General features: G+C 27.7%; 17 protein-coding genes. 12 read left to right on the top strand and 5 right to left on the bottom strand.

The window, feature by feature from the left end; all coding sequences use genetic code 11:
* Window positions 1-43: 43 nt before the first annotated feature.
* Window positions 44-1,489, bottom strand: a complete 1,446-nt coding sequence (locus AC2TEO_RS03185; protein ID WP_442266716.1) for a GFO_1087 family putative carboxy terminal peptidase — start codon at window positions 1,487-1,489, stop codon at window positions 44-46.
* Between the two features lie 171 nt (window positions 1,490-1,660).
* Here AC2TEO_RS03185 and AC2TEO_RS03180 point away from each other — a divergent pair, with 171 nt between their 5' ends.
* The 7 genes from AC2TEO_RS03180 (at window position 1,661) to AC2TEO_RS03150 (ending at window position 8,318) form a co-directional block, all read left to right on the top strand.
* Window positions 1,661-2,170, top strand: coding sequence for a GFO_1088 family ECF-type sigma factor (locus AC2TEO_RS03180; protein WP_442266715.1), 510 nt, complete (start codon window positions 1,661-1,663; stop codon window positions 2,168-2,170).
* Window positions 2,157-2,636 (top strand): PG0215 family putative anti-sigma factor, encoded by a 480-nt coding sequence (locus AC2TEO_RS03175; protein ID WP_442266714.1) that lies wholly within the window; start codon window positions 2,157-2,159, stop codon window positions 2,634-2,636. The genes AC2TEO_RS03180 and AC2TEO_RS03175 overlap by 14 nt, the downstream gene beginning before the upstream one ends.
* Before the next feature lie 45 nt (window positions 2,637-2,681).
* Window positions 2,682-3,206 carry a GFO_1090 family protein gene (locus AC2TEO_RS03170; RefSeq protein WP_442266713.1) on the top strand — a complete coding sequence of 175 codons (525 nt, stop codon included), beginning with the start codon at window positions 2,682-2,684 and terminating at the stop codon, window positions 3,204-3,206.
* Between the two features lie 83 nt (window positions 3,207-3,289).
* Window positions 3,290-3,865 (top strand): GFO_1091 family lipoprotein, encoded by a 576-nt coding sequence (locus AC2TEO_RS03165; protein WP_442266712.1) that lies wholly within the window; start codon window positions 3,290-3,292, stop codon window positions 3,863-3,865.
* A gap of 127 nt (window positions 3,866-3,992) precedes the next feature.
* Complete coding sequence (locus tag AC2TEO_RS03160; protein WP_442266711.1) at window positions 3,993-6,443, top strand: M1 family aminopeptidase; 2,451 nt, start codon at window positions 3,993-3,995, stop codon at window positions 6,441-6,443.
* A gap of 62 nt (window positions 6,444-6,505) precedes the next feature.
* On the top strand, window positions 6,506-7,705 hold the full coding sequence (locus AC2TEO_RS03155) for a hypothetical protein (protein WP_442266710.1): 1,200 nt from the start codon (window positions 6,506-6,508) through the stop codon (window positions 7,703-7,705).
* A 7-nt stretch (window positions 7,706-7,712) separates the two neighbouring features.
* The gene (locus tag AC2TEO_RS03150; RefSeq protein WP_442266709.1) at window positions 7,713-8,318 is read left to right on the top strand and encodes an alpha-ketoglutarate-dependent dioxygenase AlkB family protein; all 606 of its coding nucleotides are present in this window, start codon (window positions 7,713-7,715) and stop codon (window positions 8,316-8,318) included.
* Here the strand turns inward: AC2TEO_RS03150 and AC2TEO_RS03145 are convergent, their stop codons facing one another.
* On the bottom strand, window positions 8,319-9,047 hold the full coding sequence (locus tag AC2TEO_RS03145; protein WP_442266708.1) for a head GIN domain-containing protein: 729 nt from the start codon (window positions 9,045-9,047) through the stop codon (window positions 8,319-8,321).
* Between the two features lie 34 nt (window positions 9,048-9,081).
* Here AC2TEO_RS03145 and AC2TEO_RS03140 point away from each other — a divergent pair, with 34 nt between their 5' ends.
* Complete coding sequence (locus AC2TEO_RS03140) at window positions 9,082-9,747, top strand: lysoplasmalogenase family protein (protein ID WP_442266707.1); 666 nt, start codon at window positions 9,082-9,084, stop codon at window positions 9,745-9,747.
* Between the two features lie 3 nt (window positions 9,748-9,750).
* On the opposite strand, the gene AC2TEO_RS03135 is transcribed toward AC2TEO_RS03140, so the two are convergent.
* Genes AC2TEO_RS03135 through AC2TEO_RS03125 form a run of 3 tightly spaced genes read right to left on the bottom strand, consistent with a single transcriptional unit; the run spans window position 9,751 to window position 11,904 of the window.
* Complete coding sequence (locus AC2TEO_RS03135; protein ID WP_442266706.1) at window positions 9,751-10,830, bottom strand: hypothetical protein; 1,080 nt, start codon at window positions 10,828-10,830, stop codon at window positions 9,751-9,753.
* Complete coding sequence (locus AC2TEO_RS03130; RefSeq protein WP_442266705.1) at window positions 10,817-11,347, bottom strand: hypothetical protein; 531 nt, start codon at window positions 11,345-11,347, stop codon at window positions 10,817-10,819. Before AC2TEO_RS03130 ends, AC2TEO_RS03135 begins: the two co-directional genes overlap by 14 nt.
* A complete protein-coding gene (locus AC2TEO_RS03125) occupies window positions 11,344-11,904 on the bottom strand; it encodes an RNA polymerase sigma factor (protein ID WP_442266704.1) in 561 nt (186 codons plus the stop codon). Before AC2TEO_RS03125 ends, AC2TEO_RS03130 begins: the two co-directional genes overlap by 4 nt.
* A 150-nt stretch (window positions 11,905-12,054) precedes the next feature.
* On the opposite strand from AC2TEO_RS03125, the gene AC2TEO_RS03120 reads away from it, so the two are divergent.
* From AC2TEO_RS03120 to AC2TEO_RS03105, 4 genes are all read left to right on the top strand, one after another.
* Entirely contained in the window at window positions 12,055-12,924 is an 870-nt protein-coding gene (locus AC2TEO_RS03120; protein WP_442266703.1) for a hydroxymethylglutaryl-CoA lyase, read from the top strand.
* A 9-nt stretch (window positions 12,925-12,933) separates the two neighbouring features.
* On the top strand, window positions 12,934-13,752 hold the full coding sequence (locus tag AC2TEO_RS03115) for a hypothetical protein (protein WP_442266702.1): 819 nt from the start codon (window positions 12,934-12,936) through the stop codon (window positions 13,750-13,752).
* A 16-nt stretch (window positions 13,753-13,768) separates the two neighbouring features.
* Window positions 13,769-15,328: a bifunctional metallophosphatase/5'-nucleotidase gene (locus tag AC2TEO_RS03110; RefSeq protein ID WP_442266701.1), complete on the top strand. Its 1,560-nt coding sequence runs from the start codon at window positions 13,769-13,771 to the stop codon at window positions 15,326-15,328.
* An 88-nt stretch (window positions 15,329-15,416) separates the two neighbouring features.
* Window positions 15,417-16,643, top strand: a complete 1,227-nt coding sequence (locus tag AC2TEO_RS03105) for a DUF4856 domain-containing protein (RefSeq protein ID WP_442266700.1) — start codon at window positions 15,417-15,419, stop codon at window positions 16,641-16,643.
* Window positions 16,644-16,706 lie beyond the last annotated feature (63 nt).

Raw genomic sequence — 16,706 nt, 5'->3', positions numbered from 1 at the left:
CAGCCTAATAGCTGGATTTTTTCTATAATGAATTACCTGTATTTTATTTTAAGTTAATATACATATTGTTATAATCTAGATTTTTCAATTCAGAATTCCATACAGGTTTTTGTAAGGAAGAATTTCTAGAGAATATAGAACTTCCTCTAGATCCAGTTGTGATATATTCAATAGTTCTAGCTAATAAAGGTTCTGTTGGATCTCCAAGTACTCCTAAATTAGCAACATCTTCTTCTATAATTACTTCTGGTGTATAACCGTTAGGTTCATTTTGCCCATTTTTATTTTGAATTTCTAACACTATTGGCTGCATTGCCCAAGTATGATTGTTATTGAAATTTGGACCAGTTTTAGTATAATCGTCTGAATCATATAAAGTAATGGATCCTACTTGTTTGCCGACTGTTTTAGTTCCAACTAAGTTAACATCCATATAAGGTAATAAACCATTAATAACAAGTTCTGAAGCAGAAGCTGTTCTATCTGTAACAATGAAATATACAGAAGACATATTAACAGTGTTAATCGGTTCATCTAAAATAACTTGCCCGTTACTATTTTTATTTTGGATACGATTTGTAAAATAGTTAAGAAAAACATCTCTATCTATGGAATTCATTACTTTATCATTCCAAATTTGTTGGGAAAAAATATTAGTGTTCGGTTGTCCACTAATCATACTAGCTAAATAAGTTGCAGTTCTAACTGAACCGCCACCATTATATCTTAAATCTACAATTAAATCTGTGATGCCTTCATTTTTAAAAGTGGCGAAGGCATTGTTTAAATCGCCATCATAAGGAACAGAAAATTGATTATACATTAAGTAACCCATTTTGTTAGCCCCTTGTGTAATTACTTTAGCAATTTTCACAGCATTTTCTTGTATTTGTCCTTTTACAATATCAAAAGTGATTCCATTAGTAATAGGATTTCCTCCATTATAATCTGCTAAAGAAATAGTGAAAGAATCAGGGGCAAATAAATCATTAACATTTGAAGAAGTTAATTGAGTACCATTAACTTCGTTAATAATCATTCCTCTGGTAATTCCTTTAGTGTCTGCATCAGAGCCTGAAACGACATCCCTTACTACAACAAAAATATTATCAGGGTTATCACTGTATCGAACACCAATTAATTTCATCCCACTTGTTAATCTTATTCCTTGAAAAGAATTTTCTAAAGCAACATAATCATCAACAATCCATGAAAAACGATCTACGTCACCTGGTCTGTGGAGTAAACTATTAAACAATTGATCAGGAGCATTAAAACCAGCTAAGTAGTTGTTTAACTGCTCACGAGTTGAAAATTTATTATCAGCTAAATCAGGAACTTCACCTTGCCATTTGTAATAAGCGTTTAGTCCTCCCCATACAAAATCATTAATTTTAATATCTTGTGGTATGTCTTCAGACTTACTACAGCTTATTGTTATAGAAATTAATAAAAGCAAAAAGAGTTTTGATGTAAAATATTTCTTCATTATAATAAGTTTAATCCTTAGTATTAACGCAATTTAAATAAAACTTAGTATTTATTTTAACTTTTTCTGTAACAAATAAAATACTGTGTCGTCGTAAAGGTGTAAAGTTGATAAATTTGTCGTAGAAATTAATACAGATTTACAGCTTTATTAAATTTAAGTAACCAGACAATGAACCAATCAGACTTTTTAAAAGTTGTATTACCATTTAAAGATAAAGTTTTTCGTTTAGCAAAACGATTGCTTGTGTCGACGGAAGAAGCTGAAGATGCTACTCAAGAACTTTATTTTAAGTTATGGAGAAGTAAAGATAAATTAGCTGATTACAGAAATGTTGAAGCCTTTGCAATGACTATGACAAAAAATTATTGTTTTGATAGATTAAAATCTAAACAAGCTAGTAATTTAACTTTAGTACATAGTAATTATAAAGAAAAAGATACAACGTTAGATAAGAAAATAGAATATAAAGATAGTGTAAACCAAGTACACAAGCTCATTGAAAACTTACCTGAACAACAAAAAATCATTATTCAGTTAAGAGATATTGAACAATATGATTTTGATGAAATTTGCGAAATGGTGAATATGAAACCAACCGCAGTAAGGGTAGCTTTATCAAGAGCACGAAAAACAATAAGAGAAGCATTAATTAAACAACATAACTATGGAGTTAGCTAACATAGAAAAGTTATTAGAAAAATACTTAAATGCAGAAACAACACTTCAAGAAGAAACTGTTTTAAGAAATTATTTTACCAAAAGAGATGAAATACCAGCGCATCTTGAAGAGTATGGTATGTTATTTGGGTATTTTAAACAAAGTCGGAATGAAACTTTTACTAAAACCATTGAGTTAAAACCTGAGAAACAGAAACGTAAGAACTTTAAATGGTTATCAGTAGCAGCATCAATCGCTTTGTTAGTGAGTGTGTATACAGGTTATGATATTGTAGAAAAACGTAAAACCGAAATGCAAATAGCAGAAGTGAAAAAGGCGTTAAAAATGGTATCGTATAACTTAAATAAAGGTAACGAAGCATTATATTCTGTGTCTAATAATTATAAAAAAGGTACAGAAGCGATAGCAAAGTTAGACACTTACGATAAAGCTGTAAAAACAGCTATAAAAAAAATAAATAATTAATTCGAAAAGTAAACAAAGTAAAACCAAGTCAAAAAAGTAAATATCATGAAAAAAGTAATCATATTATTAGCATTAGCTTTTGTATCTAATATAGGATTTAGTCAATCTTCTATGTTTGATAAGTTAGAAGATTTAGAAGATGTATCTGTAGTAGTTGTAACTAAAGATTTATTCGATCTAATTCGTAAGTTTCCAGATTCTCAATCTGAAGAAATGGAATTTTTTAATACAGCTAAAGGCCTTCAGGAGTTAAAGGTGTTTTCTACAGAAAATGCAAGTATTGCTGCAGACATGGAAAAAATGGTAAATAAGGCTATAAAAAATTCTAATTTAACTCAGTTAATGAGAATTAAGGATAAAGGATCTAGAGTAAAGATTTATATAAAAGCTACAAAAAATAAAGATATTGTTAGTGAAGTATTAATGTTTGTAAAAGATTTAGATAAAAATGATAGAATTAAAGGAGGTAAAGAAAATTTACCATCTTCAACAATCATTTCTTTAACAGGAGAAATTAATATGAATGAGTTATCTAAAATAGCTAACGACTATCAAAAAAAAGCTGAATAATTTTTTCAGTTTGTTACAAATAAAACATAGCATAGCCTTTAATTAGGCTATGTTTTTATCAATTAATTTATAAGAAGTATACTATGAAAAAAATATTATTGTTTACAGTTTTATCTATTGTATTTACCATTGTTTCCTGTAAGAATGAAGAAAGTTTACAAACGTATTTGATTAAATCTCAAGATAATACGAGTTATACAAGATTAGATGTTTCTACAAGTATGCTAGGTTCTTTTTTTGAAGATACTTCAGAAGAAGATCAAAAAACTTTTCAGAGTATAAAAAAGTTAAACTTAGCTTTTTTACCAGAGAAGAATGCTACGGAGGAAGAACTAAAATTAGAGAATAAGAGGTTGAAAACAATCATGAAAAATACAGATTATAAATCTTTATTTAGAGCTAATGATAAAAGAGGGAGAGCTACCGTGTATTATTCTGGAGATACAGATGCAATTGATGAGATTGTTGCTGTAGTTTATGCAAAGAATTTTGGATTTGGAGTCGCTAGAGTTTTAGGAGAAGATATGAATCCAAATAAAATAATAAGTATGATCCAAAATATCAAAAAGAGTGAAGAAGGACAAGAATTAGAAATGATAAAAGATATGTTCGGAGGAGAATTTCAAACAGAAAAATTAAGAGTAGATCCTATTGAGTAAACTTTCTTATAAAATGATTTTAGAAACACCACAACTTTTTTGAAAATGTTGTGGTGTTTTGTTTTAACTAGCCATTAACAGCAATACAATATTTAATTAGTACTTTTGATCAAATACATAAAGTTTTATGAGGAATATTTTTTGGGTGCTTATACTATGTAGTTCTTTTATTTATCAAGGATTTTCACAAAGTTTATCTGAATATAGGAGCGAGAGAGATAAGATTTTCAACTTAGAACATACGAAATTAAAAGTTGATTTTAATTTTCAGAAACAAACAATGAATGGTGAAGCTTGGATTACAGTAAAGCCTCATTTTTATAGTTCTAATGAGTTAGAGTTAGATGCCAAAGCAATGTTGATTCATAAGGTTACATTAAATAATGTAGATTTAAAATATAAGTATGATGGTTATAATTTAAAAATAAGTTTACCTAAAGTTTATGTAAGAGATGAAAAACTAACGGTTTATATTAAATATACTGCACAACCAGAAAGAGTAAAACAAAAAGGAAGTAAGGCAATAACATCGGTAAAAGGTTTATATTTTATTAATCCTAAAGGAGAAGATGAAAATAAACCAACTCAAATTTGGACACAAGGAGAAACCGAAGCAAGTAGTTGTTGGTTTCCTACTATAGATGCTCCTAATCAAAAAACTTCACAAGAGATTTATATTACAGTTCCAAAAAAATATAAAACTCTTTCCAATGGAAAATTGGAAAATCAAACTCAAAATAGTAACGGAACAAGAACAGATTATTGGAATTTTACTCAAAAACATGCTCCTTATTTATTCTTTATAGGAGTGGGAGAGTATGAAATCATAAAAGATGCTTACAAAAATATTCCAGTAGATTATTATGTAGAAAAAGAATATGTTCCCTATGCAAAAGATATTTTTGGAAACACACCAGAGATGTTGGCATTCTTTTCTAAAATTACAGGAATTGAATATCCGTGGGATAAATACTCGCAAATCGTAGGTAGAGATTATGTAAGTGGTGCTATGGAAAACACTACAGCTGTTATTCATGGAGAAAAAGCATATCAAACTCCAGGGCAATTAATAGATCAAAATGTACAAGAACTTACAATTGCACATGAAGCGTTTCATCATTGGTTTGGTGATTTAGTAACTGCAGAAAGTTGGAGTAATTTAACAGTTAATGAAAGTTTTGCGAATTATAGTGAATATTTATGGCTAGATTATAAATACGGTAAAGATGAGGCTGAGGCACATTTATTTGAAGATATTCAAGCATATAAATTAGGAGATAATCCAGATAAACATTTGGTTCGTTTTTATTATGATGATAAAGAAGATATGTTTGATGCTGTTAGTTATAATAAAGGTGGAGCAATTTTACATATGCTAAGAAACTATCTAGGAGATAAAGCTTTTTTTGAAGGTTTAAATAAATATTTAACAGATAATAAATACGGAACAGGTGAAGCTCATGAGTTACGATTAGCTTTAGAAAGCATTACAGGTAAAGATTTAAATTGGTTTTTTAATCAATGGTATTTCGGAAAAGGACACCCTAAATTAGATATTTCTTACGATTACAATGATTTAAGAAAAACGGTTACTGTTAATGTGTATCAAACCCAAGATCAAGAATTTCAATTTCCTTTAACTATAGATGTTTTTGAAAAAAATAAAGTAAAACGTCATACTGTTTTTGTAAATGGAAAAGAGACATCTTTTAATTTATCTTATACAACACAACCAAAGTTAGTTCAAATTAATGCAGATGGTGTTTTGTTATGTGATATTAGTGAAAACAAAATTTTAAGTGATTATATCTTTCAGTTGAAAAATGCAAAAAACTATAGACACAAAAGAGAAGCATTATTAGAAGTTGCAAAGTCTCAACATATCGATAATAAATCTTTTAATGCAATAGCAGGTGTTTTAAATGATCCTTTCTATAAATTGAGAATTTTAGCACTTCAAAATATTAATTTAATTAATAAATATAGTAAGCGTAAGGTTATCGATAAAATCAAACAAATGGCTGTGAATGACTCAAAAACACTTGTTCAGGCAGCTGCTATTGAAACTTTAGGAAAATTAACAGAACCTGAATTAAAACCTATTTTTGAAAATGCATTAAATAGCCCATCATATTCAGTGGTTGGTAATGCTTTGGTTGCATTGTATTATATAGATAAAAAACTAGCTTACACCAAATCTAAAGAACTTTCTGAAGGAGTTAAAAAGGTAATTGCAACACCTTTAACTCGTATTTATTTAGAAGAAAATGACGAGAGTGAATTAACTTTTATAGCTGGTAATGTAATTACAGGAATGTATTTAAGTCAGGATAAAAATATTAAAAGTTTGTATACTAAAGCATATGAGAAAATTACAAAAAGTAATAATTCAAAAGCTATTCAAAATTTAGTAAATGATATTGTTTCTAAAGGAAAACAATATGAACAATATGGCTTTAATAATGTAGGTATAGAGTTAATGCGCAATATGGTTCAAACTCAAAAAGCGGCTAATAAACCTAATGAACAAAAAAATATAGGTATTATTAAAGAAGCTTTAACTAGGTTAGTAAAATAAGTTGAGTAATATTTGTTTTTTGGCATTACTTTTGGGAAATAAGTCAGAATTAAATTTAGTTTATGAACAAAATACTACTCATTTTAATTGCATTTTTACTTCTTTTACTTACTTCTTGTAATAGCATAAAATCTACTCAAAAAGCCATTAATTCAGGAGATTATGAAAAAGCAATTTCTCTATCAATTAATAAGTTAAAAAAAGATAAAGCAAAAGAGAAAAATCAACCTTATATAATTATGCTACAAGAAGCATATAAGAAAGCTGTTGATAAAGATTTAGCTAAGATTTCATTTTTAAATAAAGAAAACAGACCTAGTAATTTAAGAACAATTTATAATCTTTATTTATCGTTAAATGATAGGCAAGAAAGGATAAAACCACTATTACCATTAAAAAATTTAAATACGAATAAAAATGTTGTTTTTAACTTAGTTAATTATGATGATCAAATTATAAAAGTTAAAGAAAAATATACTGAGTATTTATATGTAAATGCTGTTTCTGTTTTTGATAAAGGAAAGAATAATAAATTGAAATATAGGGAGGCATATCAAGAATTTGAAAATATTAATCGAATGTATCCTAATTATAAGGAGTTAAATTCTTATATGGAGGAAGCACATAGAAAAGGGATAGATTATATTTTTATAAAGGTATTTAATGAAACAGATCAAGTAATTCCAAGAAGATTAGAAGATGACTTATTAGCTATTGATACATATGGACTAAATGATTTTTGGACAACCTACCATGCAAAAAAAATAAGAAACATTTCCTATGATTTTGATTTAGAATTAAGTTTTATAAGAATTGAAGTATCTCCTGAACAAATAAAAGAGAAAGAGTTAATTAAAGAAAGAGAAATAAAGACCGGGTATATATATGTAAAAGATGATAAAGGAAATTATGTAAAAGATAGTTCTGGTAGAAAAATTAAAAAAGATGTATATAAAACTGTTCGCTGTACATTTTATGAATATCAACAATATAAAACTAGTAGAGTAGTAGGTGTAGTTCGATATATTGATAATATAAATAAACAATTACTTGATGAATTTCCTTTAAATAGTGAATTTGTTTTTGAACACTTTTATGCAGATTATGATGGAGATAAACGTGCTTTAGAAGAGGATTTTTTTAATTTAACAAAAAAAGAACATGTAAACTTTCCTTCTAACGAACAAATGATATATGACACAGGTAGTGATATTAAATTGAGATTAAAGAATATACTTAAAAGGAATAAATTTAGAGACTAAATTAAATATGGATCTCTTTTCACAGACGAATCAATTAGTAAATTTACTTCCAGAAGGAGGTACAGTTCATTATTATGGGCATGCTTTTAAGAAAAAAGAAGCAGATATTTATTATGATTATTTATTGAATAGGATTCCTTGGAAACAAGATCAAGCTATAATATTTGGAAAATTAATCACAACTAAAAGAAAAGTGGCATGGTTTGGTGAAAAGGAATTTGAATATTCTTATTCGAATATTACCAAAGTAGCATTGCCTTTTACGAACGAATTATTAGAAATAAAAAAGATTATAGAATCTATTACTAAAGAAACATTTAATTCTTGTTTATTGAACTTATATCATGATGGTTCAGAAGGAATGGCTTGGCATAGTGACGGAGAAAAAGATTTAAAAAAGAATGGGGCAATAGCATCAGTTACTTTTGGTGCTGAAAGAAAATTTGCATTTAAACATAAACGAACCAAGGAAGTAGTTTCTAAAATACTTCAACATGGTTCGTTATTGGTGATGAAAGATGAAACACAAACACATTGGTTACATCGTCTTCCACCAACTAAAAAAGTTCACCGTCCAAGAATAAACTTAACTTTTAGAACAATAATAAGATAGTTAATCCCTTTTTATTACGTCTCCTGATCCCATTGAATGTGTATCAATATATTTTGGATTTCCTTTGTAATAAACACTACCAGAACCAACAACAGTAGCTTTAATTTTTTCTTTAACTGTAGCTTCTATATCTCCAGAACCAGCAACATTCACTTTTAAAGTTTTGGTTGTTACATTGTAAGCTTTAATATTACCAGACCCACCAATAGAGCATTTAAAATTGTTAGTTGAACCAGATACTCTAATGTTACCAGATCCACCAATAGATGTTGATAAAGTACTTGCTTTAATTTTTGCTTTAATATTACCAGATCCCCCAATAGATAAACTAACTTTTTCTCCAGTAACAGTTTTTTCTGAACGAACATTACCCGATCCTCCAAGTCCTATTCCATCAATCTTTTCAAAAGCTACAGTAACTGTTAATTTTCTATTGAATCTTAAATTCGTATTTTTTTTTGTTTTTATTTTTAATGTATTCCCTCTAACTTCAGTAATAATATAGGGAATGATGTTTTCTTCTCCTTCAATAGTAATTTCTCCTTCACGACCATCAACAAGAACAACATCAAAAGAACCCCCAACATTAATATCGTCAAAGTTTCCTACAGATCGTTTCTCTGTTGTAATTTTTCCATTTCCTCTAATTTTTTTTGAGTTCCACCAACTTTGAGCAGTAAGGTTTGTTGTTACAGTTAAAATAAATAAGGTTAATAGTAATTTTTTCATTTTTTTTTTATTTTTAAACAATTAATACTTCCATTTGAGAAAAAGACATACAAATAAGAAAAATGTTACACTTTTTACAACGTTATATATTTTAGCTTCTCTTTTAGTTTTATACGTTGTAACTATAGAAGATTTGAATTTTGAGTTTGCTGTAAAACTCGCAGCCTTATTGTCTTTATCTTTTTTGTATTTAGAAACTACTCCAAAAGTTAATTATTGGTATGTCGTAATTTTATTATTTTCTATAGTTTCTGATTCACTTTTTGTTTTTGAAGCTCACTTTTATCATGAAGCTTTATTTCTATTAGTGTTAAATAGATTTTTATATATTATCATAATATATCATTCTATTTTAAAACATTCTTTAAAAACGCTTTTGCTTTATGCAATTCCTTTTTTGTTTATATTTTCAATGATTTATCTGATACTTTATGAATATGTAAACGATGTACAATTATTAGTTTTTACTATGGGAATTGTATCTATATCTCTTGTTTTATTTGCTTTTTTAAATTTATTGACTAAAAATAATTCTAAAGCTTTATATTTTTTTTTAGGTGTGTTAATTTTTCCCGTAGCAGATGTGCTTACAGCTATTTCTAATTATATAAGCCCTAGTCCATATTACATAGTGATTTATCATTTGATGTACTATGTTGGTAGATATTTAATTTTTAGATCAATGATTTTAAAGAGGTAACAATTAATCGTTTAATCGTATAGAAACGCTTCCGTAATCTGATTTGATATTTATTTTAGAGTTTGATTTTCTTTTACCGAAAACTCCTTCGTAATATTTATTTGTAGTTTTTCTTACAACTTTATGTGTTTCTACATATTTCTCTGGGTATTTAAAACCAGAGTAACTTAAATTAATGATAAAGCTAAAATTGTTATTACTTGAGGTTCCTATTTTAATTCCAGCATAATTTCCATTTACAGTAAAGTTTTCAAAACCAGACATTAAATTTTTTACTTTTAAGCCACCGTAATCTGTGTTTATTTTTAAATTTTTTCTTAGAGTTCCTATGCGCATACTAGCATAATCTGAATTTCCATCGATATTTTCAGCTTCATCAATAGAAATACTACCATAATCACAATTAAAAACTACATCATTTACTTTACCAATATTTACAGAAGTGTAATCTGCGTTAACTTTTATGTATTCTGATTCTTGAATAGTAATTTTTGAATAATCAGCATTTAAACTTCCCGATTTCATGTATTGTATGATAGAGCTTTCACAGTAATCAAGAGAGATTGAATTTGATGAGTTTAATAACTTTTCAATTTGAATAGAACCATAATCACAATTAATATTTGTTTTACCTTTAATGATGTCTAATTCAATATTTCCATATTTATTATTTAGATCAGCGTTATTAGTTAAAGGCATTTTTATAAAATAATTAATTTTATAATTTATGTTGTTGCTTTTACCCCAAAAACTCCAGCTAGATTTTGTGTTTTCAATAATTGTTCTAGCTTCAACTAAGTTTTCTGAAGCTTCAAAATTTATTCGAATAGCATCAAGTTTATCTTCAATTTTATCTATATCATTCCCTTTAACAGTGATTTTAACATCAATTTCAATAGTATTTTTATCCCAGGTAGTAACATTCACATTACCATATTTATTTTTTACATATAAAGTAGCATTACTATTAACCGAGAATTTTTTACTAATAGTTTTTGTTTTTTCGTGTTTCTTAATAGAGTTGGCAAATACTAAGGAAGGAACCAAATAAAATAAGATTAGTATATTTTTATATAAATTCATTGTTGTTATCGTTTTGTTTGTTAGGGTTTTTTATATATTCTAATTGAAATAAAAGGTGTTCTAAAATTTGTAAACGCTGTTGATAATTATTTATCATTCTTTTAATAACCTGTTTTTCGTTACCAATTACTTTTAAATCTTTTTTAAAATTTTGAAATTGATCTTCTAATTCTTCAATTTGATCTAAAGCATCTTCAATAATAGATTCAGTTTCAATATTCCTATATTTCTCTATTTCCGTTAATTCTTGTGCTATAGTGTTTACAAAAAATGTTTCTGTTTCTGCCATTTCAGGAAAAATAGAATGCACTTGATTTTCTTGCGTTGTATATTTTCCTAGAAAAAAGCTAACTAATAGTAGAATAGAAGCTGCGGCGCTCATCCATGTCCAAGAAATTCTTCTTCTACTTTTCTGCTGTCTACTTAATTTTCTTAAAAAACGATCTTCATGTCCCGAATGAGGTTCATTTATATCGAAATCGTTATTAAGAAAAAAATCATCGAATTTATCTTTCATACTACATTAATTCTATTAATATCTTTACTTAAAACTTCCTTTAATTTCTTTTTTGCTCTAGAAATTGTTGTTCTAACATTTTCATTACTATAATTTAAGATCTGCATGATTTCTTCGTTGTCATATCCTTCAATCAAATTTAATGTAAGAATAACTCTATAATTATCTTTTAATTTTTGAATAGCACTTAAAACATCTTTAATATTTAAATTATCATAATTCAAATTATCATTTTCTTCAGGTTGATTTGGTATTACTTCAAGTTTAACCTCTTGATATCTATTGTTTTTTTTCAATTGAGTTAAGCTCTTATTAATAACAATTCGTTTTAACCAAGCACCAAATGTTACTTCTCCTTTAAAACTATTTAGTTTAGTAAATGCTGTTAAAAAAGCTTCTTGCATCAAATCTTCTGCTTCAAATTCATCTTTTAAGATTCTAAATGCTGAGTTATACATCGCTTTATAATACAATTTGTATATTTCCTTTTGAGCAGATGAATCGTTTTTCTGACAGCGTTTTAGTAGTTGATTAATATGTAGATCTGGTGTTTTCAATTTCTAAATTATACTTCAAAGACTTAGTTGTATTTTCATTGTTACACTTTTTTTAAAAATTTTTATAAAATTAAATAATTAATGTTTTTCATTACTATTTAACATTCTAGATTAAAGAATTAATATTAAAATATATTTATATTTGGCATAATGATTGAAGAAGTAAAAATCATAGAATGTCCAAGGGATGCCATGCAAGGAATAAAAAGTCATTTTATTCCTACAGAGGTTAAAGCAAAATATATAAACTCATTGTTAAAAGTAGGTTTTGATACTATAGATTTTGGAAGTTTTGTTTCTCCAAAAGCAATACCCCAAATGAAGGATACAGCAGATGTGTTGAATTTGTTAGATTTATCTTCTACTAGAAGCAAGTTGTTAGCTATAGTTGCTAATGTAAGAGGAGCTAATGATGCTTCTGTTTTTCAAGAAATAGATTATTTAGGATATCCTTTTTCTATTTCAGAAAACTTTCAAATGCGAAATACACATAAAACCATAGCTGAATCTATAGATGTTTTAAAAGATATCTTAAATATCGCGCAAAAAAATGATAAAAAAGTAGTGGCATATTTATCTATGGGGTTTGGAAATCCTTATGGAGATCCATGGGATGTAGAAATTGTCGCAAAGTGGACAGAAAAACTTGCAAATATGGGAGTTAAAATCGTATCTTTGTCTGACACGATCGGTAGTTCAACCCCAAATGTTATTGACTATCTATTTTCAAATCTAACCCCAAGTTACCCAAATATAGAGTTTGGAGCTCATCTTCATACCACACCTACTACTTGGTTTGAAAAAATTGATAGCGCTTACAAAGCAGGTTGTAGAAGATTCGATGGCGCTATTAAAGGTTATGGAGGTTGTCCAATGGCAAAAGATGATTTAACTGGAAATATGCCCACAGAGAAAATGCTTTCTTATTTTACTGCCAATAAGATTGAAACTAATATTAAACCAATGAGCTTTGAAAGTTCTTATAATAAAGTGTTAGACGTTTTTAATCATAATTATTAGTCTAGATAAATGAAATTTAGTTTTTTAATAACATTCTTAATTGGTTTTTTAACGCCGCATATTGCTGATCCCTCAGATAGAGACAGTCAGACTCTAGGCTCTTGGGAAATTAGAAATGGAATTTTTATTGAAAGCAATGATGAGGAAACAAGTATAGCACGTTACAACTGGAGTGTTTTTTATAGTATTTTTCCTAAAAGAATTACACAAAAATATATAAAAAGACTTGTTTTAATGACAGATGGTGAAGATGAAAAAACAGGTGCTTTAGGTGCATTAAATGATAAAAATACGGAATGGCAACTAGTTATAGATCCTATCGATGTAGATTTTACAAGTAAAGATAAAACAAGAATCAATCAATCAATTTATACATTAGTTCATGAGTTTGGCCATTTACTTACTTTAAATCACACACAAATTACACCAGGAAAAAAAACTAATCAAAGACCAAATGAACCTTATGTAACTATTGAAGGTATAACAAATAAAAGAAGTTATCTTAATAAATTTGTTGAAGAATTTTGGGATGGGACATTACTTAAAGAATGGGATTATATTCAAAGAAATTTTTGTTATACAGAACAAAAAAGTTGTTTAGAGAAATTGTATGGTTTATATAAAGATAATTATAATGACTTTATTACAGATTATGCAGCAGAGAGTCCAGAGGAAGATATTGCCGAAAGTTGGACTGCTTTTGTTTTAGGAAAAAAAATTGAAAATCCTCAAACAGTTTCAGAACTTAAAATTAATTTTTTCTATCAGTTTGAAGAACTTGTATACTACAGAAAAGTGATTAGAAAAAACATAAAAAAATACGAATAATTTTTAATCAATTGCTGTGAAGCGTATTACTTTTTATTTGAAATTCAGTATCGTTTGTATTGTATTTCTAAATTCATGTAAATCTATATCAAATCCTTTGACTTCTTCTCAGGATTTTAAGTTTATAAAGAAAGATAATAATATTTATTTTACAATTTTACAGTTGAATGATGTTTACGAAATAGCGCCAATTCAAGGAAATAAATATGGAGGAATGGCAAGAGTTTCTGCTCTTTACAGACAACTTCAAAAAGAAAATCCAAACTCAATGTTAGTTTTAGCTGGTGATTTTTTAAACCCTTCTCTTTTAGGAACAATGAAAGTAGATGGTGAACGTGTTCGTGGTAAGCAAATGGTGGAAGTTATGAATGCTATGAATTTTGATTTAGTAGCGTTTGGAAATCATGAGTTTGATTTAAGTTATAATGATCTACAAAATAGATTAAATGAAAGCCATTTTGAATGGATAAGTGCAAATGTTTTTCATAAAGAAAATGGAAAAAATCACTTTTTTCATAAAGTTATAGAGGGAAAAAAAGAAGCAGTAAATGAAACTTATATTCAAGAGTTTAGAATAGGAGAGAAGTCAGTTAAAATAGGTTTTATTAGTGTTTGTATTCCTTCTAATCCAAGAAATTATGTTTCTTATTCAGATATGTATGTTGAAGCTGAAAGAACTTATAATGAATTAAAAGATGAGGTCGATTTTATTTTAGGTTTAACTCATGTAAAGCTTGAAGAAGATAAAGAAATAGCAAAATTATTACCTAATATTCCTTTGATAATGGGCGGGCACGAGCATAACAATATGTATGTTAAAGAAGGAAATACATATATTGCTAAAGCAGATGCTAATGCAAAAACAGTATATATACATCGTTTTGAATTTAATACAGATACTAAAGAATTAAATTTTAAGTCTGAATTAAAAATTATAGACGATAATTTTCCTGTTGACGAAGACGTGAACTCTGTTGTTAAAAAATGGCAAAATCTATTAAATATAAAAATTAAGGATGTTATAGCCAATCCTGAAGAAATTATATATAAAACCAAAGTTCCTCTTGATGCACGAGATACACCCATAAGATCAATACAAACTAATATGGGTAAAATTATTGCAGAATCTATGAGTAAATCTTATGGAAATGAGAATATTGATTGTGCTTTTGTAAATGGAGGATCTATTCGAATAGACGATGTTTTAGAAGGAAATATTAATGCTGTAGATATATTTAGAGTTCTTCCTTACGGAGGTCCAGTATTAAAAGTTAAGTTAAAGGGAGATTTACTAGAAAAAGTATTAGAATTTGGTGATAAAGCTTCGGGTACAGGTGCTTATTTACAACGTTTTAATGTAACTAGAAATGATAGTGGTTTTTGGTTAGTTAAAGAACAAAAGATAGACCCTAATAAAGATTACACTATTGCTACTTCCGATTATTTATTAAAAGGTTTCGATATTCCTTTTTTAAAGAATTCTAACCCTCAAGTATTAGATGTTTACGAACCTAAATCTAACGAAACTGCTATTGATGTTAGAAAAGCTGTTATTGAGTTTTTAAAGTCAAAATAATTTATTTTAAATAAATCTAAATAAAATTTGTTTAGATGAAAACGTATCTTATATTTGCGTTAAATTATTTAAAATAAGTCTTAATAAAATGAAGAAAGTTTTTTTATCTGCTTTAACAGTTTCAAGTTTATTGTTTGTTTCTTGTTCAGATGATAACAATAATATTCCTGATAATCCTGATGCAGAAGTAGTCGCTCCAGATACATATAAGTTCGAAAGAAATGGTAGTACTTCAGTAAGTTACTCAGGACAAACTACTAGAATTAAAATGGCTGAAGAATTTATCAGTGCATTAAAAAATGACCCTTCAAGTACAGCAATTCCTACAACTACTGAAGCAATGTTAGATGGTATGTTTGCTCATGTAGAAGGAAATGCAGATTTTTCTAATACTGATTTAAATGCTTCTTCAAAAAGTATTAGAAGTAAAACAGCAGCTTCTAGAGATTATTTCTTTTCAAATGTTGTAGAAGGAACTGCAATCAAAGAAAAATTTGATGGATGGATTAAAGAGCAAGTTGACGTAGTTTTTCCTAACTGGAATACTAACGCAGCTGAAGGTGTTGCTGGAAGAATTCAAGAAGCAGGTGGTGGATCTAATCGTTTAGTAAACGGAAAAGGTTTAGAATTAAATCAGGCAATTAATAAAACTTTAATTGGAGCCTTAATGGTAGACCAAATGTTAAACAATTATTTAGGTATTCTTGTTTTAGATGAAGGAACTAATGTAGCAGATAATGATAATCAAGTTTTAGCTACAGATAAGAATTACACTAATATGGAACATAAATGGGATGAAGCTTTTGGTTATTTATATGGAACAGATAATGCTGAAAACCCACAATATAATGCAGATAGCTTTTTAAGTAAGTATGTTTCTAGAGTAGAAGGAGACACAGACTTTACTGGTATATCTAAGAAAATATATGATGCATTCAAAAAAGGAAGACAAGCTATTGTTGTAAAAAATTATACAGAAAGAGAAGCACAAGCTAAAATCATTAGAGATGAAGTTTCTAAAATCATAGCAATTAGAGCTGTATATTATTTACAACAAGCTAAATTAACTTTAGCAACAGATAAAGCTTCTGCTTTCCATGATTTATCTGAAGGCTTCGGTTTTATAGAGTCTTTACGTTTTACACGTAATACTTCTACTAATGCTCCTTATTTTACAACTACTGAAATTACTGGTTTCACAAACAAATTATTAGAAGGAAATGGTTTTTGGGATGTAACTAACGCTACTCTTGATGAAATTTCTGATGCAATTGCAGATAAATTTGATTTTACTGTTGCTCAAGCAGGTAGTTAATTAAAATTATTCTAAATAAAAATAAATTTATAAAAAGTAGCTAGATTCATAGCTACTTTTTAT

Source organism: Tenacibaculum aquaeponti (assembly GCF_057221555.1).
This window is presented reverse-complemented; position numbering and strand designations above follow the sequence as displayed.

Excerpts from the sequence above, each read along its gene's own strand:
- AC2TEO_RS03155 (WP_442266710.1), top strand. The coding sequence starts at position 6,506 with ATGAACAAAATACTACTCATTTTAATTGCATTTTTACTTCTTTTACTT.
- AC2TEO_RS03145 (WP_442266708.1), bottom strand. The coding sequence starts at position 9,047 with ATGAAAAAATTACTATTAACCTTATTTATTTTAACTGTAACAACAAAC.
- AC2TEO_RS03160 (WP_442266711.1), top strand. The coding sequence starts at position 3,993 with ATGAGGAATATTTTTTGGGTGCTTATACTATGTAGTTCTTTTATTTAT.
- AC2TEO_RS03165 (WP_442266712.1), top strand. The coding sequence starts at position 3,290 with ATGAAAAAAATATTATTGTTTACAGTTTTATCTATTGTATTTACCATT.
- AC2TEO_RS03115 (WP_442266702.1), top strand. The coding sequence starts at position 12,934 with ATGAAATTTAGTTTTTTAATAACATTCTTAATTGGTTTTTTAACGCCG.
- AC2TEO_RS03105 (WP_442266700.1), top strand. The coding sequence starts at position 15,417 with ATGAAGAAAGTTTTTTTATCTGCTTTAACAGTTTCAAGTTTATTGTTT.
- AC2TEO_RS03170 (WP_442266713.1), top strand. The coding sequence starts at position 2,682 with ATGAAAAAAGTAATCATATTATTAGCATTAGCTTTTGTATCTAATATA.
- AC2TEO_RS03175 (WP_442266714.1), top strand. The coding sequence starts at position 2,157 with ATGGAGTTAGCTAACATAGAAAAGTTATTAGAAAAATACTTAAATGCA.
- AC2TEO_RS03180 (WP_442266715.1), top strand. The coding sequence starts at position 1,661 with ATGAACCAATCAGACTTTTTAAAAGTTGTATTACCATTTAAAGATAAA.
- AC2TEO_RS03130 (WP_442266705.1), bottom strand. The coding sequence starts at position 11,347 with ATGAAAGATAAATTCGATGATTTTTTTCTTAATAACGATTTCGATATA.
- AC2TEO_RS03120 (WP_442266703.1), top strand. The coding sequence starts at position 12,055 with ATGATTGAAGAAGTAAAAATCATAGAATGTCCAAGGGATGCCATGCAA.
- AC2TEO_RS03150 (WP_442266709.1), top strand. The coding sequence starts at position 7,713 with ATGGATCTCTTTTCACAGACGAATCAATTAGTAAATTTACTTCCAGAA.
- AC2TEO_RS03135 (WP_442266706.1), bottom strand. The coding sequence starts at position 10,830 with ATGAATTTATATAAAAATATACTAATCTTATTTTATTTGGTTCCTTCC.
- AC2TEO_RS03185 (WP_442266716.1), bottom strand. The coding sequence starts at position 1,489 with ATGAAGAAATATTTTACATCAAAACTCTTTTTGCTTTTATTAATTTCT.